At 73.9% G+C, this 22,846-nt stretch carries 20 protein-coding genes and 1 pseudogene; 6 read left to right on the plus strand and 15 right to left on the minus strand.

Annotation, left to right across the window (positions count from 1 at the left end; all coding sequences use genetic code 11):
- Positions 1-144: 144 nt before the first annotated feature.
- The 3 genes and pseudogenes from ACGF07_RS23695 to ACGF07_RS23705 all read right to left on the minus strand — a co-directional run bounded on the left by ACGF07_RS23695 (position 145) and on the right by ACGF07_RS23705 (position 2,075).
- The gene (locus tag ACGF07_RS23695; protein ID WP_350745454.1) at positions 145-948 is read right to left on the minus strand and encodes a DUF3710 domain-containing protein; all 804 of its coding nucleotides are present in this window, start codon (positions 946-948) and stop codon (positions 145-147) included.
- A 2-nt stretch (positions 949-950) separates the two neighbouring features.
- Positions 951-1,485, minus strand: a pseudogene (gene dut, locus ACGF07_RS23700) (dUTP diphosphatase).
- A complete protein-coding gene (locus ACGF07_RS23705) occupies positions 1,482-2,075 on the minus strand; it encodes a PaaI family thioesterase (RefSeq protein ID WP_392901806.1) in 594 nt (197 codons plus the stop codon). The pseudogene dut and the gene ACGF07_RS23705 overlap by 4 nt, the downstream one beginning before the upstream one ends.
- Before the next feature lie 157 nt (positions 2,076-2,232).
- On the opposite strand from ACGF07_RS23705, the gene ACGF07_RS23710 reads away from it, so the two are divergent.
- Positions 2,233-2,682: a DUF3093 domain-containing protein gene (locus ACGF07_RS23710; RefSeq protein WP_392901808.1), complete on the plus strand. Its 450-nt coding sequence runs from the start codon at positions 2,233-2,235 to the stop codon at positions 2,680-2,682.
- Between the two features lie 320 nt (positions 2,683-3,002).
- On the opposite strand, the gene ACGF07_RS23715 is transcribed toward ACGF07_RS23710, so the two are convergent.
- From ACGF07_RS23715 to ACGF07_RS23730, 4 genes are all read right to left on the minus strand, one after another.
- Complete coding sequence (locus ACGF07_RS23715) at positions 3,003-3,302, minus strand: DUF4193 domain-containing protein (RefSeq protein WP_350745462.1); 300 nt, start codon at positions 3,300-3,302, stop codon at positions 3,003-3,005.
- Positions 3,303-3,785: 483 nt separating this feature from the next.
- On the minus strand, positions 3,786-4,769 hold the full coding sequence (locus tag ACGF07_RS23720) for an acyl-ACP desaturase (protein ID WP_392901810.1): 984 nt from the start codon (positions 4,767-4,769) through the stop codon (positions 3,786-3,788).
- A gap of 267 nt (positions 4,770-5,036) precedes the next feature.
- Entirely contained in the window at positions 5,037-6,344 is a 1,308-nt protein-coding gene (locus ACGF07_RS23725) for a sensor histidine kinase (protein WP_392901812.1), read from the minus strand.
- 75 nt (positions 6,345-6,419) lie between these two features.
- Positions 6,420-7,073: a response regulator transcription factor gene (locus ACGF07_RS23730; protein ID WP_030057689.1), complete on the minus strand. Its 654-nt coding sequence runs from the start codon at positions 7,071-7,073 to the stop codon at positions 6,420-6,422.
- A gap of 487 nt (positions 7,074-7,560) precedes the next feature.
- Here ACGF07_RS23730 and ACGF07_RS23735 point away from each other — a divergent pair, with 487 nt between their 5' ends.
- Entirely contained in the window at positions 7,561-7,746 is a 186-nt protein-coding gene (locus ACGF07_RS23735; RefSeq protein WP_030285471.1) for a hypothetical protein, read from the plus strand.
- A 141-nt stretch (positions 7,747-7,887) separates the two neighbouring features.
- Here the strand turns inward: ACGF07_RS23735 and ACGF07_RS23740 are convergent, their stop codons facing one another.
- Both ACGF07_RS23740 and ACGF07_RS23745 read right to left on the minus strand, forming a co-directional pair.
- Positions 7,888-8,706: an inositol monophosphatase family protein gene (locus tag ACGF07_RS23740; RefSeq protein ID WP_392901814.1), complete on the minus strand. Its 819-nt coding sequence runs from the start codon at positions 8,704-8,706 to the stop codon at positions 7,888-7,890.
- 21 nt (positions 8,707-8,727) lie between these two features.
- A complete protein-coding gene (locus ACGF07_RS23745; protein ID WP_350745473.1) occupies positions 8,728-9,870 on the minus strand; it encodes a ferrochelatase in 1,143 nt (380 codons plus the stop codon).
- Positions 9,871-10,002: 132 nt separating this feature from the next.
- On the opposite strand from ACGF07_RS23745, the gene ACGF07_RS23750 reads away from it, so the two are divergent.
- Together ACGF07_RS23750 and ACGF07_RS23755 are read left to right on the plus strand one after the other, a co-directional pair.
- Entirely contained in the window at positions 10,003-11,259 is a 1,257-nt protein-coding gene (locus ACGF07_RS23750) for an MFS transporter (RefSeq protein WP_350745475.1), read from the plus strand.
- A 120-nt stretch (positions 11,260-11,379) separates the two neighbouring features.
- Positions 11,380-12,702: a D-arabinono-1,4-lactone oxidase gene (locus tag ACGF07_RS23755; protein ID WP_392901817.1), complete on the plus strand. Its 1,323-nt coding sequence runs from the start codon at positions 11,380-11,382 to the stop codon at positions 12,700-12,702.
- A gap of 18 nt (positions 12,703-12,720) precedes the next feature.
- On the opposite strand, the gene ACGF07_RS23760 is transcribed toward ACGF07_RS23755, so the two are convergent.
- Complete coding sequence (locus ACGF07_RS23760; protein ID WP_392901819.1) at positions 12,721-13,629, minus strand: hypothetical protein; 909 nt, start codon at positions 13,627-13,629, stop codon at positions 12,721-12,723.
- A gap of 517 nt (positions 13,630-14,146) precedes the next feature.
- On the opposite strand from ACGF07_RS23760, the gene sepH reads away from it, so the two are divergent.
- Complete coding sequence (sepH, locus tag ACGF07_RS23765) at positions 14,147-15,226, plus strand: septation protein SepH (RefSeq protein ID WP_392901821.1); 1,080 nt, start codon at positions 14,147-14,149, stop codon at positions 15,224-15,226.
- Positions 15,227-15,304: 78 nt separating this feature from the next.
- Here the strand turns inward: sepH and ACGF07_RS23770 are convergent, their stop codons facing one another.
- Positions 15,305-16,180, minus strand: coding sequence for a sulfurtransferase (locus ACGF07_RS23770; protein WP_392901823.1), 876 nt, complete (start codon positions 16,178-16,180; stop codon positions 15,305-15,307).
- A gap of 166 nt (positions 16,181-16,346) precedes the next feature.
- Here ACGF07_RS23770 and ACGF07_RS23775 point away from each other — a divergent pair, with 166 nt between their 5' ends.
- A complete protein-coding gene (locus tag ACGF07_RS23775) occupies positions 16,347-17,090 on the plus strand; it encodes a VOC family protein (RefSeq protein ID WP_392901930.1) in 744 nt (247 codons plus the stop codon).
- Between the two features lie 56 nt (positions 17,091-17,146).
- Here the strand turns inward: ACGF07_RS23775 and ACGF07_RS23780 are convergent, their stop codons facing one another.
- The 4 genes from ACGF07_RS23780 to ACGF07_RS23795 all read right to left on the minus strand — a co-directional run bounded on the left by ACGF07_RS23780 (position 17,147) and on the right by ACGF07_RS23795 (position 22,635).
- Complete coding sequence (locus tag ACGF07_RS23780; protein WP_350743336.1) at positions 17,147-17,806, minus strand: thymidine kinase; 660 nt, start codon at positions 17,804-17,806, stop codon at positions 17,147-17,149.
- 61 nt (positions 17,807-17,867) lie between these two features.
- Positions 17,868-19,055 (minus strand): nucleotide pyrophosphatase/phosphodiesterase family protein, encoded by a 1,188-nt coding sequence (locus ACGF07_RS23785; protein ID WP_350743334.1) that lies wholly within the window; start codon positions 19,053-19,055, stop codon positions 17,868-17,870.
- A 44-nt stretch (positions 19,056-19,099) separates the two neighbouring features.
- Entirely contained in the window at positions 19,100-19,696 is a 597-nt protein-coding gene (locus ACGF07_RS23790; RefSeq protein ID WP_350743332.1) for a DUF5998 family protein, read from the minus strand.
- A 92-nt stretch (positions 19,697-19,788) separates the two neighbouring features.
- Positions 19,789-22,635 carry a GNAT family N-acetyltransferase gene (locus tag ACGF07_RS23795; RefSeq protein WP_392901825.1) on the minus strand — a complete coding sequence of 949 codons (2,847 nt, stop codon included), beginning with the start codon at positions 22,633-22,635 and terminating at the stop codon, positions 19,789-19,791.
- Positions 22,636-22,846 lie beyond the last annotated feature (211 nt).

Consider the following 22,846-nt stretch of genomic DNA (forward strand, 5'->3'; position numbering starts at 1 on the left):
AGTTTCATTCATCGGATTCGCTTTCCGCCTTGTCGCCCCGGTCTCCCGCGGCGACTCCGGAACTGTACGGGCACCGACCCGCCACATGCAAATCGCCTCCGCCCGGGCTCCCGGGCGGAGGCGATGCCGGTGCGATCGACCGCGTCAGCGGACCTCGGTGATCTCCGGGCCGCGCGCGAACGGGTCGAGCGCGGTGCCGCCGAAGCGGTTGTCGCTCTCGCCGGCGGCGGCAGCAGCCCCACCACCGTCGGCGACCATCTGGGCGTCCTCGGGGAGCTTCAGCACGATCGGGTCGCGGGGCGCCATCGGGCTCTCACCGCGCACGACGACGGTCTGGCGGAAGACCTGCTCCAGGATCCCTGCCATCTCGGGCTGCACGGCGGCCTGGCCCGAGATCACCCCGCGCAGGAACCAGCGCGGGCCGTCGCAGCCGACGAAGCGCACCAGCTGCACGCCCTGGGTGCCGTCCGGGAGCTGCACCGGGACCTGGGCGCGGAGGTGCCAGCCGAGCGGGCCCTCCTCCTCGTCCACGATGCCGCCCTGGGAGGTGATGCCGTTGGCGATCTCCTCCCGGACCTCCCCCCAGATGCCCTCCGACTTCGGGGCCGCGAAGGCCTGGAGCTGGATGGCGCTGTTGCCGAGGACGAGGGTGGCGGCGACGATCGCGTCACCGGCGACCTCGACGCGCAGCTCCATCCCCTCGACGCCGGGGACCAGCAGGCCTCCGAGGTCGACCCGTCCCTCCTCGGGGTTCTCGAGCTCCGAGTGGTCCCACGGACCGTCCGGCCGCGGGGCCGGCGGCAGGCCGACCCTGTCGGCCGGGTCCAGCTCGGTCACGTTCTCGCTCTCGGCGGAACCTTCGACGTCATCGGCCGTCTCGTCGGCGCTGATGGCGTCGTCGGCGAGCTGCTCGACAGCGTCCTCGCTCTTCTGGCGACGACGGAACACGGTCACTGTCCTTCCCGGTCCAAGACCGATGCGAATACCTGCTCGGCTTCCTGCGAGGCCGCGGGAATGCTAGACCGCGGCGTGGCCACCGGTCGACCCGAACCCGCCCTCGGCACGTGCCGACCCAGGCAGCTCGGCCACCTCGTGGAAGCGGGCCTTCTCGACCTGCTGGATCACCAGCTGGGCGATCCGGTCCCCTCGGCGGAAGCTGACCCCCTCGCGCGGGTCCAGATTGACGACGATCACCTTGATCTCTCCACGGTACCCGGCATCGACCGTCCCCGGGGCGTTCACGAGGGCAACTCCGCAACGAGCTGCGAGCCCGGAGCGGGGGTGGACGAAGGCCGCGTAGCCGTCCGGGAGTGCGATGGCGATGCCGGTGGGGAGCACCGCCCGCTCGCCCGGGGCCAGCTCGGCGTCGACGGCCGTGCGCAGGTCGGCACCGGCGTCCCCGGGCTGCGCGTACGAGGGCAGCGGCAGCTCGGGGTCGATGCGCCTGATCAGGACGTCCAGCGGCGGGCGGGGGGTCTCGCTCAAGGGTTCACCTCAAAGGCTCGTGCGCGCTTCATCAGATCCGGGTCGTCGAGGACCTTCTCGATGTCCTCGGGACGACCGTGCGTGGTGAAGTGTTCCAGCTTCACCTGGATGAAGAGCGCCTGAGCCCGGACGGCGACCGGTCCGTCCGGGCCGCCGATCCGCGCCTCGGCGGCGCTGTAGATCTTGCGGCCGTACACGCCGGTGATCCAGGCACGCAGGTGCAGCAGCGAGTCGACGGGCACCGGGCGGAGGAAGTCGGTCTCCAGCCGGCCGGTCACCGCGGGAGCGTGCAGCAGCCAGTTGAGCGTGCCGAGGGTCTCGTCCATCGCGGTCGTCAGCACGCCGCCGTGGGCCAGCCCGGGGCCGCCCTGGTGGACGTCCCGGACGGTGAACTCGGCAGTGACGTCGAGCCCTTCGCCCGCGATCGCGTCGATCCGCAGACCGCCGGGGTGCTGCGGGCCGCAGCCGAAGCAGTGCTCGTAGTGGGAGCCGAGCCGGGTGCCGGGGGCCGGTGCCTCGGCAGCGCGCGCCGGTAGCACGGCGTCGGGCGGCGGAGTCGTCGGCGTGGTCGGCGTGGGCGGAGTCGGCATGGGCGGGGCGGTCGGCGGCAGAGCCGGCGCCGGCCGGTCGGTGGGGGTGCTGGGGGGCGTCGTACCGGTCACGCCGACCCAGCCTACTCAGGGGTAGCAAGGCCCCCGCCGGGGGTGGCGTCCCGCTCCGGGCGTCAGGGCGCCCACAATGGAGGGCATGTACGACGAACGCCTCACGGTGCCGCGCTCCTGGTGGTCGCTCCCGGTCGCAGTCGGGTTCACCCTCGCGCTGATCCTGATCCGGGTCAGCGGCACGGCCGCGCTGATCGGCCTGGTGATCGGCATCGCCGCCGGCGCGGTCGCGATCAGCAGCTACGGCTCGGCCCGGATCCGCGTGGTCCAGGGCTCGCTGGTGGCGGGCCCGGCCCGGATCCCGGTGGAAGCGCTGGGCACCGCGCACGCGCTGAGCCCCGCCGAGGCCACCGCCTGGCGCGGCCCGAAGGCCGACCCGCGCGCCTTCATGCTGCTGCGCAGCTACGTGCCGACCGCGCTGCGGGTCGAGGTCGACGACCCGGCCGACCCGACGCCCTACCTCTATCTGTCGACCCGCTCGCCGATGAAGCTGGCCGACGCGCTGGAGCAGGCCCGGCGCGGCGCCCGCACGTAGCCGGCCCGCCCGGGCCCGCCCGGGCGCGACCGGGGCCGGGGCGGGGCCGGGAAACGCGACCGGGCCGAGAAAACCGAGAGGGACGGTTCCGCTGACGCGGGACCGTCCCTACGACTTTGCCCTGGTCGACGCCCTGCCTGCCGGTGCTGTACCGGCCGGGGCCTCGGGTGCCCGTGCGCCGCCGAACGACTCCGTCCTCCCGGACCCGTCCTGGTGGACGGGTCGCGGACCTGCCGTCCGGCCCCGCTGCCCGGGGCCGGAAGGGGCGTTGTGCCGGTCCCGCGGTAGCCGCGGGTACCGGGCGCTGTCCGCTACGGCGCTCAGGCGCCGCAGTCCCGGCAGATCGGGTTGCCGTTCTTCTCGCTGTACAGCTGGCTGCGGTGGTGGACCAGGAAGCAGCTCATGCAGGTGAACTCGTCGGCCTGCTTCGGCAGCACGCGGACGGCCAGTTCCTCGCCCGAGAGGTCGGCACCGGGGAGCTCCATGCCCTCCGCAGCCTCGAACTCGTCGACGTCGACCGAGCTGCCGCCCTTGTCGTTCCGGCGGGCCTTGAGTTCCTCGATGCTGTCTTCGTTGAGCTCGTCGTCGGTCTTGCGTGGGGTGTCGTAGTCGGTTGCCATTTTTCGCTCTCCCCCTCCGGGTTTGTGCGGTGTGTGCGGTATCTCCAGCGCACGTAACGCATGGGAGGTCGGTCTTGTGCCCGACCCGAGGCGGAGATTTTGCCTTACTTCAAGCCCTGTTACTCAATCGACACTCAGCCAGGGCTCCGTTGGGGTGATCCCGCAGGGCGCGGGAGGCCTCACGCTGGGCCATCTCGGACCCGTCGCGCGCCCTCCCGGCCCGCCACGCTCCGTGATCGAAGGCCGTACCGGCGTCCGCCGATTCCCTTGCCCGTCAGGGACATCGGCCAATCCTGCGGCGCGTCGGCAGGCCGGATTCCGGTCACGGAACGCGACCGGCACTCCCGGCAGGGTGATCACTCTCCGGCATTGCCCGACACCGTGGAGCGACACGGTGTGAGCTTGGTCACGTTCAGAACTTTCCTGGGCAAAACACGGAAAATCCACCCACTCCGACCTCCCGGCAACGGACCCCCGGGCGTCCTAGCCGGCGCTGCGGTTGGCCTCCCGGCGCGCCAGGATCGCCGCCTGGCGCTCCTCGAACTTGCGCGCCTGGGCGTCCAGCCCGTCCAGGAACACGCCCAGCTCGTTCTGGGCCATCGTGCCCTCCGGCCCGAGGCCGTCGATGTCCATCACGCGCAGCTTGCGCAGCACCGGCTGCAGCACGTCGTCGTGGTGGATGCGCAGGTTGTACACCCCGCCGAGGGCGATCTGGGCGGCGGCGCGCTCGAAGCCGGGGATGCCGTGGCCGGGCATGCGGAAGTTGGTGACGACGTCGGCGACGGCCCGCATGGCCTGGTCGGGGGCGATCTCCAGGGCGGCCTTCAGCAGGTTCCGGTAGAAGACCATGTGCAGGTTCTCGTCGTTGGCGATCTTCGCCAGCAGCTGCTCGCACAGCGGGTCCCCGGCGTAGCGGCCGGTGTTGCGGTGCGCGATGCGGGTGGCCAGCTCCTGGAAGGCCACGTAGGCGACGGAGTGCAGCATGCTGTGCGCGTTGTCCGACTCGAAGCCCTCGGACATGTGGTTCATCCGGGCCCGCTCCAGTTCCACCGGGTCCACGGCCCGGGTGGCGAGCAGGAAGTCGCGGATGGCTATGCCGTGCCGGCCCTCCTCGGCCGTCCAGCGGTGCACCCAGGTGCCCCAGGCGCCCTCGCGGCCGAACATGGTCGCGATCTCGTGGTGGTAGCTGGGGAGGTTGTCCTCGGTCAGCAGGTTCACCACCAGCGACACCCGGCCGAGCGGGGTCACCTTGGACTGCTCGAGGCTCCAGGCCTCGCCGCCCAGCACGCCGTCGAAGTCCCGGCCCTGGCTCCACGGGACGAACTCGTGGGGCATCCACTCCTTGGCCACTCCCAGGTGGCGGTTGAGCTCCTTCTCCACGACCTCCTCGAGGGCCAGGATCAGCCGCGTGTCGGTCCAGCCGCTCGATCCGAGCGAGGTGCTGCTCTGCGCAGGGGCGATGGTCACGGTCTTGCTCCTGGGGGACGGGCACGCGCGGGACGGGCGCGTAGGGCGGGCAGACGTCGTACGGGGCCGTCGGCAGGCACACCGGCGGGCCACACTTACGGTTGCGTAGGTTACGACACCGTAAGTTGCCCGGGCCGGAAAAGACAAGCCGCCCCCGCCAGGCCTTATGTCGTCTTCACGGGCCTGACGGGGGCGGCGGGACGGGTCGCCCACGGAACGCGGCACCCCGGACGCCCGGCACGGGCGTTACGGCGCTGCGCGGGGGCGCTACGGCGCGGGGACGCGCACCCGCATGGTGAGGCCGCCCCCGGCGCGCGGGGTGGCCTCCACGGTGCCGCCGTGGGCGCGCACCACGGAGCGGACGATGGACAGCCCCAGTCCGACCCCCTTGTCGCTGCGGGTGCGGTCCGCGCCCTTGATCCGGCGGAACGGCTCGAAGATGTGCTCCAGCTCGTAGCCGGGCACCACCGGGCCGGTGTTGGAGACCACCAGCTCGCCGCCGCCCGGCACCGCGGCGGTGGACAGCTCGACCCAGCCGCCCGGGGTGTTGTAGCGGACGGCGTTCTGCAGCAGGTTGAGCGCGAGCCGTTCCAGCAGCACGCCGTTGCCCGCGACCACCGCCGGGTCGAGCTTCGAGCGCAGTTCCACCTCGCGCTTGTCGGCCTCGCCCCTGGTCTGCTCCAGCGCCCGGGTGGCCACCTCGGACAGCTCGACCGGACGGCGGTCGGTCAGTTCGTTCTCGCTGCGGGCGAGCAGCAGCAGGCCCTCGACCAGTTGCTCGCTGCGCTCGTTGGTGGCCAGCAGGGTCCTGCCGAGCTGCTGGAGGTCGGGCGAGGCGGCCGGGTCGGAGAGCTGGACCTCCAGCAGGGTCCGGTTGATCGCCAGCGGGGTGCGCAGCTCGTGCGAGGCGTTGGCGACGAAGCGGCGCTGGGAGTCGAAGGAGCGGTCTAGCCGGTCCAGCATGTCGTCGAAGGTGTCGGCGAGCTCCTTGAGCTCGTCGTCCGGCCCGTCCAGCTCGATCCGGCGGTGCAGGTCGGAGGAGGCGACGTCGCGGGCGGTGCGGGTGATCCGGCCGAGCGGGCGCAGCACCCGGCCGGCCATCGCGTAGCCGGCCGCGAAGGCGATCACGGCGAGGCAGACCAGCACCGTGAGCAGCTTGCGCAGCAGGGTGTTGAGCGCCGCGGCGGCCTGGATGGACTTGTTGTCGTTCAGCCACTGGTCGAGGGCGGACTGGCTGGTGATGGTGAAGCCGTCCGGCGTCTTGACCTGGATGCCCTGGCCGTTGAGCACCAGGTGCGGCTGGCCGACCTCCTGGAGCGCCTGCTGGACGAAGAAGTACATCACGAGCAGCAGGACCACGCCGGCCATCAGGAACATGCCGCCGTAGAGCAGGGTGAGCCGCATCCGGATGGTCGGACGGAACGGCAGCCAGGCCAGCAGGCCGTCCCCGGGGACGTAGGTCTCCTGCTGGTTCGGGCGGCCCTGGCGCGGTGGGTGCGCGGGCTTGGGCGGTACGGCACGCGGGCCGCCGGCGGGCGCGCCGGAGGGCCCGCCGGCCGGGGGCGGGGTGGTCATGGTGGTCCTCTCGGGGCGTCCGCCTCGGGCGGGCGCGGGTATGCGGGGAGTCCTCGGGGGCGGACTCCCCGGGGGTCAGATCCGGTAGCCGGAGCCGGGCACCGTGACGATCACCGGCGGATCGCCGAGCTTGCGGCGCAGCGTCATCACGGTGACGCGCACGACGTTGGTGAACGGGTCGGTGTGCTCGTCCCAGGCCTTCTCCAGCAGCTGCTCGGCGGAGACCACGGCGCCGCCGGCCCGCATCAGCACCTCCAGGACGGCGAACTCCTTGGGCGCGAGCTGGACGGTGCGTCCGTCGCGGATCACCTCGCGGCGGCCGGGGTCGAGCGAGATCCCGGCCCGCTCGAGCACCGGGGGCAGCGGGATGGTGGCGCGGCGGCCCAGGGCCCGTACGCGGGCGACGAGTTCGCTGAAGGCGAACGGCTTCGGAAGGTAGTCGTCCGCGCCGATCTCCAGGCCCTCGACCCGGTCGCTGATGTCGCCGGAGGCGGTCAGCATGATCACCCGGGTGGCCAGGCCCTGCTCGACCACCTTGCGGCACACGTCGTCGCCGTGCACCAGCGGCAGGTCGCGGTCCAGGACGACCACGTCGTAGTCGTTGACCGCGATGCGCTGGAGCGCGGCCTCCCCGTCGTACACCACGTCGACGGCCATCGCCTCGCGGCGCAGGCCGGTCGCGACGGCCTCGGCAAGCAGCTGCTCGTCCTCGACGACGAGAACCCGCACGGTCGTAGTCCCTTCTCCAGGCCGGCCCCGGAAGCGGACGCACGGCTCCGACGGTGCCTCCATCCTGCCTGGTCCTGCGGTAAAGCAGCGATAAGCTGCGGTGGGGCAGGGGCCGTGACCCCGCGGGCCCCGGGCGATCCGGCGGGTGCCCGCCCCCGTGCCGCGGCGGCGGTGACGACGGTTCGTGCCGGGAACGCTCCGTTTGGACTGTGACAGCGGCAGATTTCTTCCGGTCCGAGGTTTCCCCGGTCTCTCGGCGGGGAGGACAGCTGCACACCCGCGATCTGGCCGATGGCCGATCGCACCCACCCGCCGTGCGTTCATCCGCGCCGGCCCTGGGGCTGGGACGTCACCGGGAGCGGCCGCAGGCCGTCTCCGCGCCCGACCGGAGATCCACCACCTGCCGGCCCGGACGCTTTCGCTGGCCGGACCTCCTCGGGGCGGAGAACGTACGACCGTGCACGTCCGACACAGTAAGGGGGCCCGTATGGACGCCTTCAAGGCCGGAATCCTGCAGCGCATAGCCAACGCCGAGCAGGATCTGCACCGCGCGATCGAGGCCGGGGACGAATTCCTCGCCGAGGTGGAGCAGTCCGAGCTGGACGACCTGCGTCGTCTGGCCGCCGAGCACGGGGTCGACACCGTGCTGGACCGGCACCGCACCGCCGCCTGACCCTTCGCCGGTCCTCCGGCACCTGCGGCCCTGCGGGGGCCGTGCGAGATCCCAAGCCCTGGCGCCCCCCGTGTGCCAGGGCTCTTCGCATGTCCGCCAGGCGGCTCCGTGCCCGGGCGGGGGGCTCCGGCGGGCGGCCGGTCAGTCCGCCCAGGCGCGCAGCGCGGCCAGGCGCTCCTGGAGCGGCTCGTAGACGCCGGGCGCGGCGGCCACGGTCAGCTCGCGGTCCGGGCCCTGCCCGGGGCGGCCGCCGACCAGGGCACCGGCCTCGCCGGCGATCAGGCAGCCGGCCGCGCGGTCCCAGGGGGCCAGGCCGCGCTCGTAGTAGCCGTCCAGCCGCCCGGCGGCCACGTCGCACAGGTCCACCGCGGCCGCTCCGGCCCGGCGGACGTCCCGCACCTCGGGCATCAGGGCGAGCAGCACCTCGGCCTGCCGCACCCGCACCGACTGGACGTAGCTGAAGCCGGTGCCGATCAGGGCCTGGCCCCAGGGCGGGGCCGGGCGGGTGGAGAGGGGGCGGCCGTCCAGCCACGCGCCGCGGCCGAGGACGGCGTGGAACAGCTCCCCGCGCGCCGGGGCGAAGACGACTCCGACGACGGCCCGGCCGTCCAGCTCGGCCGCCACGCTGACGGCCCAGGAGGGCAGCCCGTACAGGTAGTTGACGGTGCCGTCGAGCGGGTCGACCACCCAGCGCACGCCGCTGGTGCCGGGCCGCTCGGCGCCCTCCTCCCCGAGGTAGCCGTCCTCGGGGCGGCGGTCCGCGATCAGCTCCAGGACGAGCTTCTCGGAGGCGAGGTCCATCTCGGTCACCACGTCGACCGGGCTGCTCTTGGTGCCGGCCACCCCGAGGTCGGCGGGGCGGCCGTCGCGCAGCAGGGCGCCGGCCTGCCGGGCCGCGTCCAGGGCGACGTCCAGCAGGTCGTCGAGGAGCCGGTCGTCGGGCAGGGCGGGGGTGGGCACGGGATTCTCCTCCGGAGGGGGTCAGCGCTCGGCGGCGGCCGGGCGGGGGGCGCGCGGGTTGGGGCAGCAGGCCACCGCGCACACGTCGTGGCTGGGGCCGAGGGCGCCGAGGGCGCAGCGGGTCACGGGCTCGCCGCGTTCGGCGGCGGCCCGCTCCAGGACCAGCTCGCGCACGGCGGCGGTGAACCGCGGGTCGGTGCCGACGGTGGCGGCGCGGGCCACCGGCAGGCCGAGTTCGGCGGCCTTGGCGACGGCCTCGGTGTCGAGGTCGTACTTGACCTCCATGTGGTCGGAGACGAAGCCGATCGGCACCATCACCACGGCCGGCGCGCCGTCGGCGTGCTGGGCCTCCAGGTGGTCGCAGATGTCGGGTTCGAGCCACGGGATGTGCGGGGCGCCGCTGCGGCTCTGGAACACCAGCCGCCACGGCCGGTCGGCCACGCCGGTGCGGTCGGCGACGGCCTCGGCGATCAGCCGGGCCACGTCGAGGTGCTGGGCGACGTAGGCGCCGCCGGGGGTGCCGCGGGCCGGGTCGTCCGGGGCGCCGGAGGTCTCGGCCATCGCGTCCGGGATGGAGTGGGTGGTGAACGCCAGCCGGGCACCGGGGCGGACGGCCTCGGGCAGCTGCTCCAGGGCGCTCAGGGTGGCGTCGATCATCGGCTCGACGAAGCCCGGGTGGTTGTAGAAGTGCCGGAGCTTGTCGACGGTCAGTGCCGGGCGGCCCTCCTCGGCGAGGGCGGCGAGCGCGTCGGCCAGGTTCTCCCGGTACTGGCGGCAGCCCGAGTAGCCGGCGTAGGCGCTGGTGGCGAGGACGGCGATCCGGCGGTGGCCGTCGTCGGCCATCTCCCGCAGCGCGTCGACCAGGTAGGGCGCCCAGTTCCGGTTGCCCCAGTAGACCGGCAGGTCCAGCCCGTGCTCGGCGAAGTCCTTGCGCAGGGCGGCGAGCAGCTCGCGGTTCTGCCCGTTGATCGGGCTGACGCCGCCGAACATGAAGTAGTGCCTGCCCACCTCCTTCAGGCGTTCCCTGGGGATGCCGCGGCCGCGGGTGACGTTCTCCAGGAACGGGACGACGTCCTCGGGGGCCTCGGGCCCGCCGAAGGAGAGCAGCAGCAGGGCGTCGTACGGGGCGGCGCCGGAGGACGAGGGTTTGCGCGCGTCGGACATGGCACCGATCCTGCCACTGAGGGGCGGGCGCCCGGCGCCGGGGCCGCGCAGGTGTCCGGAAAATACCGTTTGCCAACGTACGTAAGCTGTGTGTGCCCGAATTGTTCCTTACCCCTTCTGTCCGGAGCTCCCGTGCTGTCCAGCTACCGCCGAATATTCGCCTCCCCCGGCACCCTGGCGTTCTCCTCCGCCGGGTTCATCGCCCGGCTGCCGATCTCGATGACCGGCATCGGCATCGTGACGATGCTCTCCGAGCAGCGGGGGTCGTTCGGGGTCGCGGGCGCGGTCTCGGCGACACTGGCGATCGCCGCCGGGGCGCTCGGACCGGCGGTCTCCTGGCTGGTCGACCGCTACGGGCAGCGCCGCATCGCCCTCCCCTCCGCCGCGCTCGCGGTCGCCGCCGCCGTCGGACTCCTGCTCTGCGCCCACTTCGGCGCACCCTCCTGGACGCTGTTCCTGTTCGCCGTCGGCATGGGCGTGATGCCCAGCGCCGGCGCCATGGTCCGCGCCCGCTGGGCACACCTCTACCGCGACGACGCCGCCAGGTTGCACACCGCGTACTCCTTCGAGGCGGTGGTCGACGAGTTCTGCTTCATGGTCGGGCCGATCCTCGCCGTCGTCCTCGCCACCAACGTCCTCCCCGAGTCCGGGGTGCTCGCCGCCGTCATCGCCCTGGCGGTGGGCATCCTCCTGTTCACCGCCCAGCGCCGCACCGAACCGCCGGTCCACCCGGCCGCGACCCGCGGCGGCGGCAGCGCCATCGTCAACGGCGGCCTGGTCGTCCTGGTGCTCACCTTCATCGCCACCGGCGCGATCTTCGGCTCGGTCGAGATCGTCACCGTCGCCTTCTCCAAGGCCCAGGGCCACGAGGGCCTGGCCGGCACCGTGCTCGCCGTCTGGGCGCTCGGCTCCGGCCTGGCCGGCATGGTCTACGGCGCGCTCAAGCCCAAGGGCGCGCTGTCCACCCGGTTCTTCGTCGGCGTGACGCTGATGGCGCTGAGCATGATCCCCGTCCTGCTGGTCGCCTCGACCGTGCACGGCCTCGGCGGGCTGCTCGCCGCCGGTGCCGCCCTGCTCCTCGCCGGCCTCGCCATCTCCCCCACGCTGATCTCCGCGATGGCCCTCGTCGAGCGGCTCGTCCCGGCCGCCCAGCTCACCGAGGGCATGGCCTGGACCACGACCGGGCTGGCGATCGGCGTCGCCTTCGGCTCCTCCGCCGGCGGCTGGGTGGTCGACGCCTCCGGCGCCGCCGCGGGCTACTGGGTGCCGCTGACCGCCGGTGTGCTCGGCGTGGTGACCGCGCTCGCGGGCCTCGGCCGGCTGCGGGCCGGACTCGCCGCCGAGGAGGCCGCCGAAGCGGCCGGACGACCCGTAGACGTCGAACGGTGAACTGACTACTCTCGCCCTACCCGCGGCCCTACCCGCGGGTAGGGCCTGCCTCCGGGTTCCGCCGGGCGGGCCGCCCCGGACCGCGCCGACCCGTTCGGCCACGGAGCAGGAGGCAGCGCCATGCCCCAGGCCAGCACCGCGACCCGCACCCGGTGGACCAACTGGGCCGGGAACCAGAGCGCCCTCCCGGCCCGGACCGCCACGCCCGGCACCGTGGAGGAACTGGCCAAGGAGATCCTGCGCGCCGCCGAGCAGGGCCGCACCGTCAAGGCCGTCGGCTCCGGCCACTCCTTCACCGCGATCGCCTCGGCCGGCGACGGCCTGCTCGTCCGCCCGCACGCGCTCACCGCCGTCCGCGAGATCGACCGCACGGCCGGCACCGTCACCGTCGAGTCCGGCCTCTCGCTGAACCGCCTCAACCGGATCCTCGCCGCCGAGGGCCTCTCCCTCACGAACATGGGCGACATCGAGGTCCAGACCGTCGCGGGCGCCACCAGCACCGGCACCCACGGCACCGGCCGGGACTCCGGATCGCTCGCCGCCCAGATCCGCGCGCTGGAGATCGTCCTCGCCGACGGCAGCGTCAGGCGCTGCTCCCCCACCGAGAACCCCCGGCTCTTCCAGGGCGCCCGGCTCGGCCTCGGCGCCCTCGGCGTGATCACCGCACTCACCTTCGGCGTCGAACCGGCCTTCCTGCTCACCGCGCACGAGCAGCCGATGGACTTCGACGAGGTGCTGGAGCGCCTCGACGACCTCACCGCCGTCAACGAGCACTTCGAGTTCTACTGGTTCCCGCACACGGACCGGTGCGCCACCAAGCGCAACAACCGCAGCCAGGGCCCGGCCGCACCGCTGCCCCGGTTCAAGGAGTGGCTGGAGGACGACTTCCTCTCCAACACGGTCTGGGAGGGCGCCTGCCGGATCGGCCGGCTCTTCCCCCGCTCCGTCCCCTCGATCGCCGCCGTCGCCAGCCGCGCCTGGTCCGACCGCAGCTACACCGACACGGCGTACAAGGTGTTCACCAGCCCGCGCAGGGTCCGCTTCGTGGAGATGGAGTACGCCGTCCCGCGCGCGGCCGTCGCCGAGGTGCTGCGGGAGCTGAAGGCCCTGGTCGAACGCTCCGACTGGAAGGTGAGCTTCCCGGTCGAGGTGCGCTTCGCCCCCGCCGACGACCTCTGGCTCTCCACCGCCTCCGGCCGGGACACCGCCTACATCGCCGTCCACCTCTACCGGGGCACCCCCGACCGGGGCTACTTCACCGGGGTCGAGCAGCTGATGACCGCCCATCAGGGCCGCCCGCACTGGGGCAAGCTGCACACCCGCGACGCCGAGTACCTGGCCGGCGTCTACCCGCACTTCGGCGACTTCACGGCGCTGCGCGACGAGGTCGACCCCCAGCGCGTCTTCGGCAACGACTACCTGCGCCGGGTGCTGGGGGCGTAGGGCGGCTCCGCCCGCGGCTCAACTCCCGGGCGTCCCGACGGGCGGCGGGGCCACCGTCGCGCCGCCCGGAGCGCCGGTCGGAGCGCCGGTCGGCGCGGGCGGCTGGGGAGTGGCCCCACCGGTGGACGTCCCGCTCCCGCCCGCCGACGGGGAGGAGCCGGCCGAGGGGCTCGCGCTCGGACCGGCCGAGGGCGAGGCGCTGCCGCCGCTCCCACCGCTGCCGCCGCTCGGCGTGGTGCTCGGGGTGGCGCTCGGCTCCCGGCCGGGCCTGGTCGGGGCGGGGGCCGAGGGCGTGGTCTGCGAACCCTGCCCGCCGCCGGAGGACGGCCGCTCCGAAGGGGGGTCCTGCCGGGTCGAGCCCCTGGGCGTCACCGTGCCGCCGAAGGACGTCCCGCTCCCGGACTCGCCCTTCACCGTCGCCGACACCGGCTGGCCGGTGGCCAGCTCGAACACCATGATCGGCGTCATCGCCAGCAGGAACACCAGCCCGGACACCGCCGCATAGGTCCGCCAGCTCCAGCGCCGGCGCGCCCGCACCACCTGGGGCTCGTTCCACTCCGCCGTGAGCACCGGCGGCCCGGCGTGCGGCCCACCCGACTGCTCCGCCGACTGCTCCGCCGCCCGCTCCGGCGCGAGCGGCACCTGACGCAGCGTGTTGACGGTCCGGTACGGCCCGCGGTCCACCGCCCCGCGCAGCTGCTCACCGGTGCGTCTGAACACGTGCTGGAGCACCGCGCCACCGGTGGTCGCCCCGACACTCACCACGGCTGCACCCATGATCGTGCCGTAGACCCCGAGTTCCGAGGCGAGCAGCGCGCCCACCACCGTGGCCAGCGCACTCGCCGCGACCTGAGCCACACTCAGGTCGATCCGCCTGCGCTCCTCCTTCTTCGTGCCGCCCTCCTCGGCGGGTCCCAGCTCCGGCATCGACATCCCTCGGTCCGTACGACTGTTCTTCGAACAAGCCACTCCATCTTGCCCAAAGAAGGACACAAGGGGTGAAAATGCGGTTCTCCGCTCCCGGATTGTGTGAAGATGATCACCGTTCATCCGGTGGCGGTCCGCCATTGGGGGTGCGCGCTCTTGAGATTCCCGTGAATCGCGGGAGACTTGAGCGGCGAGCCGCCCCTTCGGATGCCACGAATGGAGTACTGTTCGTAAAGCCCGAGCCTTGGGTCGACTTGTCGACTGTGCCTACACCGGCAGCCTGACGAAGAGCCACGGGGCGGGCACGCACGGCGACGCCGGTCCCGGATCGTCGCGATCACTGCGCGTGCGAGGACGGCCGGGACACCCAGGCGCGACGTCGACGGATGACGTGGCAAAAAGGCAACCGTGCCACAGCGGCGTGCCCGGGCGTAAGCCCGACACGCCGGGGAACTCAGCAAGGTTGTGGCCAGTCGCGAGCGGGCAGGCCACACTCAGTACGGGAGCAGCGACGCAGGTGACGTCGGCAGGCACCACCCGGGAGGTAACCGTGCCCGAACTGCGGGTTGTGGCCGTCAGCAACGACGGCACACGGCTGGTGCTCAAGGCTGCCGACAGCACGGAGTACACCCTCCCCATCGACGAGCGGCTGCGCGCCGCCATCCGCGGCGACCGGCCGCGCCTCGGCCAGATCGAGATCGAGGTCGAGAGCCATCTCCGCCCCCGGGACATCCAGGCGCGGATACGAGCCGGTGCCTCCGCCGAGGAGGTCGCCCAGGCCGCCGGGATCTCCGTCGACCGCGTCCGCCGCTTCGAGGGGCCGGTCCTCGCCGAGCGCGCGTTCATGGCCGAGCGCGCCCGCAAGACCGCGATCCGCCGCAACGGCGAGTCCCCCGGGCCCCAGCTCGGCGAGGCCGTGGCCGAGCGGCTCGCGCTGCGCGGCGCCGAGAAGGACACCGAGCGCTGGGACTCCTGGCGGCGCGACGACGGCACCTGGGAGGTCATCCTCGCCTACCGGGCCGACGGCGAGGGCCGCAGCGCCTCCTGGACGTACGACCCGCCCCGGCGCCTGGTCCAGCCCAACGACGACGAGGCCCGCGCGCTGATCGGCGAGGCCGTCGAGCGCGAGGAGGACTCGGTCTTCCCGTTCATCCCGCGGATCGCCCGGCTCCCCCAGGACCGGCCGCCCCGCCCGATGATCGACCGGCCCGCCGCCGACCGCATCATGTCGGCCCGGGAGGTCCGGGAGTCGCGCGAGGCCACCGCCGAGACCAGGGACTCGCTGACCAGCCTGCTCGACGTGGTCCCCGCCTTCCGCGGTGACCTCGCCGTCGGAGGGCCCGCCCCGATCGAACCGGTGCCCGCCGAGGTCGCCGAGGAGAGCGAGGAGCCGGCCGCGGCCGCCGCCCCGGCGGTCGGCGCGGGCTCGGCGTACGCCGACATCCTGATGCCGCGCGCCGTCGCCCCGCACCGCGAGCGCCTGGTGGGCACCACCGACCGGCAGGCCGAGGCGGACGGCGTCCGGCCCGGCCGCCGGGCCACCGTGCCCAGTTGGGACGAGATCGTCTTCGGCAGCCGGCGCAAGAAGCAGGAGTAGCGCCGACGCCGCACGGCGTCGCAGGTGGAAGGGGCGGGAGGCTCGGGCCTCCCGCCCCTTCCACCTGCCCGTCCGGGATCAGCCGGGCTGGTCGGTCACCGCCACCGGGCGGCGCTCGTCGCTCGACCACTCGCTCCACGACCCCGGGTACAGCGTGGCGTCCACGCCCGCCACCTCCAGCGCCAGGATCTGGTGGGCCGCCGTCACGCCGGAGCCGCAGTACACCGCGGTCCTCCGCTCGCCCGCGCCCAGCGCCCGGAACCGGGCCGCCAGTTCGGCCGCCGGCCGGAACCGGCCGTCCGGGCCCACGTTCTCGGTGGTCGGCGCCGACACCGCGCCCGGGATGTGCCCGGCCCGCGGATCCACCGGCTCGGTCTCGCCCCGGTAGCGCTCGCCCGACCGGGCGTCCAGCAGCAGACCGTCGCGCGCCCAGACCGCGGCACCGTCCGCGTCCACCGTCGGCAACTGCCCCGGCACGGGCTTGAAGTCGCCCTCCACCCGCTCCGGAAGCTCCGTCGTCACCGGCAGCCCGGCCGCCCGCCAGGCCGCGAAGCCGCCGTCCAGCACCCGGACGTCCCGGTGCCCGGCCCAGCGCAGCAGCCACCAGGCCCGCGCCGCGGCCATCGACGCCGCACCGTCGTACACCACGACCGGGCGCCCGGCGCTCACCCCGAAGCCGCGCATCGCCGCGCCGAAGTCCTCCGGATCCGGCAGCGGGTGGCGCCCGCCCCGGCCGGGGGCGCCGGGCGGGGCCGCGAGGTCGCGGTCCAGCTCGACGAAGTGGGCACCGGGGAGGTGCCCCGCCCGGTACTCCTCGGCCGCGGTCGGGCCGCCCGGGGCGGCACCGACCAGCTGGTAGCGCACGTCCAGCAGCACCGGCGGCCGCGCGGAGGCGAGCGCCTCCCGCAGCTCGGCCGCGGAGATCAGCGGGGAACCCTCGTTGTAGGTGGTCATGCCGGTCATTGTCGCGCAACACGCCCGAACCACGGCTCTTTGTGCGCTCTTTGCCGGATTTTCCGCGCGGCCCGAGGGTTGGGCGCGCGCCAGGGTGGAAGCATCACCCTCGCACGCGAGGATCTCCGTGCGTCAAGCATCCACGAGGAGGCCCGCATTGCCCGCGGTGGAACTCCGACTGGCCCAGGGCACGCCCTGCTGGGTCAGCCTGCTGACCGACGACCTGCCCGGCGCCCGCGCCTTCTACGGCGAACTGCTCGGCTGGACGTACTCCCCCGGGCCGGGCCAACTCGGCGCCTACGTCCGGGCCGAGCTCGACGGCGAGCCCGTCGCCGGCCTCGGCGTCGCCACCGCCACCGGCTTCCCGGTGCAGTGGACGACCTACTTCGCCGTGGACGACGCCGACCGCACCACCCAGTTGGTGCGCGAGTGCGGCGGCACCGTCGCCGTCGGGCCGCTCCAGGCCGAACGCGCCGGGCGGATGGCGATCGCCTCCGACGTCTCCGGCGCCGTCTTCGGCCTCTGGCAGGGCGAGGAACACCTCGGCCGGGAGGCCGGGGCGGAACCCGGCGGCCCCGCCTGGGCCGAACTGCTCACCCCGGACGCGGACGGCGCCGCGGTCTTCTACTCCGCCGTGCTCGACCGCCCGGTCCGGGCCGCCGAGGGCGAGTCCGCGCTGCTGGTGCACGGGCGCCCGGTCGCGGGGATCCGGCACCGGGCCGACCTGCGCGGCCTGCCACCGCGCTGGCGCACCCACTTCGCCGTGCGCGACGCCGCCCTGACCACCCGTCACGCCGTCGAGCTCGGTGGCCGCGTGCTGGTCGAGCCGCACGAGACCGCCCGCGGCCGGGCCGCCCGGCTGGCCGACCCGCAGGGCGGGCACTTCTCCGTCCTGGAGGTCGGCCCCTAGCGGAGTGCGGCCTCGCGGATGATCGGCCTAGAGAGCGCCGCCCCGCCGGTACGGTCTCAGAGGTGCGACTGCTCCTCGAAGGGCAGCACGTCCGGGGAGAGCACCGACGCCCGGGCGGTCGCGGCGGTCAGCCGGCGGCGGTGGTGCCGTCGGCACAGCACCTCGTAGCCGACCTCGTCCTCCTTCACCGAGATGTCGCCGATCACCACCTGGGCGCCCTCGACCACCATCACCCCGCCGACCGTCCGGGCGTTGTGGGTCGCCCGCGCGCCGCACCAGCACAGGGCTTCGACCTGGAGCACCTCCACCCGATCGGCCAGCTCGATCAGCCGCTGCGACCCCGGGAACAGCCGGGTGCGGAAGTCGGTGGTGATGCCGAAGGTGTAGACGTCGATGCCCAGCTCGTCCACCACCCGGGCCAGTTGGTCGACCTGCTCGGCGGCGAAGAACTGCGCCTCGTCGCAGATCAGGTAGTCCACCCGGCCGCCGGCCGAGAGCCGCTGCACCACGTGCGCGTGGAAGTCGAAATCGTCCGTCACCTCGACCGCGTCGGCGCGCAGGCCCAGACGGCTGGAGATGGTCGCCGCGCCCGCACGGTCGTTGCGGGTCAGGATCACGCCCTGACGGCCGCGCGCGGTGTGGTTGTGGTCCATCTGCAAGGCCAGCGTCGACTTGCCGCAGTCCATCGTGCCCGAGAAGAACACCAGTTCAGCCATGGGTGGAGCAAGGGCCTTTCAGATCGGGAGGGTTCGGGCACAGGAAGGTCAACGGGCCCGCTCAGCCGCGGACTTCGAGCAGCGGCACGAACTGCTCGACCGGGGTCATCGAGCCGTGCAGGCCGATCATCGCGGACTCCCCGGGCTCGTTGCGGGAGGCGGTGACGGCGATGTCGTCGCGGGCCGCCGCGACCACGTCGCCGATCCGCCGGTACACCCGCTCGTCCACGGCGGGGCCGAACCAGCCCGCCGCGATCGCCTGGTCCCGGGTGGCCACCCACATCCGGTCCCCCAGCACCTCGCTCCAGACCGCGTGCACGTCGGCCGCGGCGCCCGGGACGGCGTACACGTGCCGGGCCCGCCCCTCGCCGCCGAGCAGGGCGACACCGGCGCCGAGCTCCCAGTCCTCGTCGAAGTCGATCCGGTCCTCCGGCGCGATGTCGATCATGCCGTGGTCCGCGGTCACGTACATCACCGAGCGCGGCGGCAGCCGCTCGGCCAGGCGGCGGGCCAGCCGGTCCACCGCGTCCAGCGTCATCCGCCACTCGTCGGAGTCCACGCCGAAGCGGTGGCCGGCGCCGTCCAGCTCGCTGACGTAGGTGTACACCAGCGCCCGGTCGTGCTCGGCCAGCCAGGCGGCGGCCTGGTCCATCCGCTCCTCGCCCGTGGTGCGGCCGAGGAAGGTACCGCCGGAGAGGGCCACCCTGGTCAGCGGGGTCTGGGCGAACAGCGGGGAGGACACCTGGGCGGTCGCCACCCCGGCCCGCTCGGTGAGTTCGAAGACCGTCGGGTAGGGCTGCCAGACCTGCGGGTCGGTGTGCGGCTGCCAGCGCAGCTGGTTCATCAGGTAGTCGGTGCCCGGCACCGCCACCGTGTACCCGACCAGTCCGTGCAGTCCCGGCGGGGTGCCGGTACCGACCGAGGCCAGCGAGGTCGCGGTGGTGGACGGGAAGCCCGCGGTCAGCGGACGGCCGGAGCCGCCCAGCGAGCTGCCGGCCAGCGAGGACAGGAAGGGCGCGTACTCGGGGTGGCGCAGCAGCAGCTCCCAGCCGAGGCCGTCCACCAGGAACACCACCGCCCGGTCGGCCGGGGCGATCGGCAGCGTCGCGGTGAACCCCGGGACGCCCAGCCCCGCCGCCACCGAGGGCAGCAGGTCGCTGAGCGAGCCGCTGCCGTAGGGGGGCGCGGGGGCCGCGGCCGGGTCGAGGATCTCGAAGGCGTCGTAGCCGTCGGAGGGTGCGAAGGACATGGAACCGGATTCGTAGCGGTCGGAAGCGGCGGACTCGGCCGGGGTCAACCCCGCGGGCCGTTGACGATCGTCGCGTCGGACAGCGCCCGGGCGAACTCCAGCGCCTGGGCCACCGTCTCCGGGCCGTCACCGGCCTCGCTCACCCGCAGCGAGAGGTCGTCGGCCGTCGCCGAGCCGGTGTAGCCGTGGTCGGCCTCGCAGTTCGGGTCCGAACAGCCGGCCGGTTCCAGGTCCAGGCGCTGCACCGCGCCCCACCCGATCGTCAGCACCACCTCGCGGGGCAGCGTGCCCGGGGTGTACGTCTCCGGGTTGGCGACCATCCGGCTCAGCACGACCGAGCCGATCCGGTCCAGCCGGACACTCTCCGTCGAGGTCGTCGCGAACGGCACCGCGGGGCTGCCGGCGTCGCCCGACTGCTCGTCGGTGTGGCTCACCACGAACCGGGTCGGGGTCAGCACCAGCACCGTCACGTGACGGCGCACCTCGTTGGAGTCGAAGGTCGTCTCCTGGTGCACCAGGTACGAGCTGATCGGCTCCGGGCCCACCGCGGCCTCCACCGCCTCGGACACCAGGGCCGGGTAGTAGCCGCTGCGCTCGATCGCCGAGCGCAGGTCCTGAGTGGTGGTACCGGTCTTCGCCATAACTCCATCCTGGCATGGTCCGCCGACGAAGCGGGCGGCGCGGCGCCGAGCTTCGGACTTCAGCGCCCACGGGCAGGCGCAACCAAGGAAGGCTACAGCGTGCTCATCGCGCGCGGGCCCAGATCGCTGCGGACGGGCAGGGGCGCGACCCTCACCCGCGCCCCCAGGATCGCCAGTCCGTGCGGGGCGACGACCACCGGTTCGAGGTCCACCGAGGCGATCTCCGGCACGTCGTCGACGAGCTGCGACACCCGGAGCAGCAGTTCCTCCAGGGCGGCGGTGTCCACCGCCTCGGCCCCCCGCCAGCCGAACAGCAGCGGCGCCGCCCGGACCTCCCGGATCAGGCTCGCGACGTCCTGGTCGGTGGCCGGCACCAGCCGGTGGGCCACGTCGCCCAGCAGTTCGGCCGGGGCGCCGGCCAGCCCGAAGGAGAGGATCGCCCCCACCGCCGGGTCGACCGTGGCGCCGATCACGGTGTCCACGCCGCGCGCGGCCATCCGCTGCACCACCAGCTGGGCCCCGGCCGCGCCGCCGAGCAGGGCGTCCAGCTCGCGGTGGGCGCGGCGCAGGCCCGGCTCGCCGGTCAGGTCGAGGCGGACGCTGCCCAGGTCGGGGCGGTGGCGCAGGTGCGGGGCGGTCGCCTTCAGGGCCACCGGGTAGCCGAGCCGCTCGGCGGCCCGGACGGCGCTCTCCTCGTCCGGGGCGGGCAGCGCCGGGGAGACGTCGATGCCGTAGCGGGCCAGCAGCTCCTGGGCGTCGGTCTCGGACAGGGTGATCCGGGCGCCGCCGGGCTGGGTGCGCGCGGCCGTCGCGGCGCGGGTGCTCAGTGCCGCCTCCACCAGGGCGCGGGCGCCGGGCTCGTCGATCCGGTCCAGTTCGGGAACGCGTGCCGTCTCCTCCGCCTCGGCGGTGCGGCTGCGCCACTGGGCGTAGTGCACGGCGTGGGCGAGGGCGCCCACGGCACGCTCGGGGGCCGCGTAGGCCGGGATGCCGCCGGGGCGCAGCCGGGCCGGCAGGTCGGTCAGGGCGAGGTGGGCCAGCACCAGGGGCTTGCCCAACTCACGTGCGCGTGCGCCCGCTTCGAGCAGGCCGGTGGCGATCTCCAGGTCGTCGGAGCCCGTCTCGGGGTCGTCCGGGCCGGTCAGCCGGCCGCCCGTGAAGGCGTGCGCGGCGGTGCCGATCGGCGGGATGGCGACGGCGATCACGGCGTCCACGGCCGGGTCGCTGAGCGCGACGTCCAGGGCGATCCGGAAGTTCTCGCCGGTCGCGGCCGTGGTGAGGTCCACGGGCGTGCGCGGGCGCAGGCCGGCGCTCAGGCAGGCGTCGTAGGTGAGCAGGCCGAGCGAGTCGGAGTTGCCGACCACGGCGATCCGGTCGCCCGGTGGCAGCGGTTGCTGGGCGAGCAGTTCCCCGGTGTCGAAGAGCTCGGTGATGGTCGCCACCCTGGTCACGCCGGCCTGTTCGAACAGCGCGTCCACGGTGGCGTCGCGCAGGCCGGTGGCGGTGGCGGGGACGGCGTGGCCGGGCGGCAGGCTGCCGGTGTGCCGGGCGCCCTTGACCACGACGACCGGCTTGGCGGCGGCCAGCCGGCGGGCGATCCGGGTGAACTTGCGGGGGTTGCCGAAGGACTCCAGGTAGAGCAGCACCACCTCGGTGGCCTCGTCCTCGGCCCAGTACTGGAGGAAGTCGTTGCCGGAGACGTCGGCGCGGTTGCCGACCGAGGCGAAGGAGGAGACGCCGAGCCCGCGCTTGTGGGCGGCCTCCAGCAGGGCGACGCCGATCGCCCCGGACTGGCAGAAGATCCCGAAGCCGCCGCGCTCGGGCAGGTGCGGGGCGAGCGAGGCGTTCAGCGGGCGCTCGGGGTCCGTGTTGATCAGGCCGAAGGCGTTCGGGCCGATCACCCGCATGCCCGCCGCCCGGGCCTGGCGGACCAGGGCGCGCTGCCGGTCCCGCCCCTCCGGGCCGGTCTCGGCGTAGCCGGCGGTGACCACCACCAGGCCCTGCACCCCGTGCGCGCCGCACTCGGCCACGGCCGCCGGGACGGCGCTCTCCGGGACGGCGATCACGGCGAGGTCGACCGGCCCGGGGACGTCCAGGACCGAACGGTGCACCGGCACGCCGTCCAGTTCGGTGCCGGGCGGGGCGTTGCGGTTCACCGCGTACACGGCGCGCGGCTCGGCGCCGGGCTCGTACCGGCTGCGGAAGGAGGTGTCGAAGCCGCCCAGCAGGTCGCGCAGGATGGCCCGGCCGACGCTCTGCGGGTTGCGGGACACCCCGACCACGGCCACCGAGCGCGGGGTGAGCAGGCGCTGGACGGAGCGGGCCTCGGCGCGGTGCTCGCGGGCGCGCATCACCGCGAGCGAGCGGTCGGTCTGCTCGAGGTCGAACTCCAGGTGCACCACGCCGTCGGCGAAGCTGCGGCGCTGGGTGTAGCCGGCGTCGGTGAAGACCTTCACCATCTTGCGGTTCTCCGGCAGCACCTCGGCCTGGAAGCGGCGGATGCCGCGCTCCTGGGCGACGGCCGCGATGTGCTCCAGCAGGGCGGAGGCGACGCCGCGGCCCTGGTGGGCGTCCTGGACGAGGAAGGCGACCTCGGCGTCGGTTCCCGAGTCGGAGGGGCGGCCCTCGGCGTCGATCCGGTCGTAGCGGACGGTGGCGATGAAGCGGTCGCGGACCACCACCGCGAGGCCGACCCGGTTCACGAAGTCGTGGTGGGTGAAGCGGCGGACGTCCTTGTCGGACAGCCGCGGGTACGGGGCGAAGAAGCGGAAGTACTTGGACTGGTCCGAGACCTGCTCGTAGAACTCCACCAGCCGCCCCGCGTCGCCCGGGGTGATCGGCCGGATCCGGGCCGTGCCGCCGTCGCGCAGGAGGACGTCGGCTTCCCAGTGCTGCGGATAGCCGGTCTGCTCGGGGTTCGCCACCGCGGGGTCTTCCACATTCGTCAGGTTATCCGGCGGCGGGCCGAATGGCGCCGGTCGCGCGCTCGCGGCAGGGTGGACAGGGCCACTGGCCGGGTCTTATGCCCCGAAAAGAAACAATCACAACTCCCGAACGCGACGGCTCCGAGGGGTCGCCTGCGTGCGACACTGGTCTAGACAACACGGTCGTTTCCCCCGCTCCCCGAGCACGGCCGTGACCAGCTTCACC

Source organism: Kitasatospora sp. NPDC048194, from assembly GCF_043202455.1.
Classification (GTDB): Bacteria; Actinomycetota; Actinomycetes; order Streptomycetales; family Streptomycetaceae; genus Kitasatospora.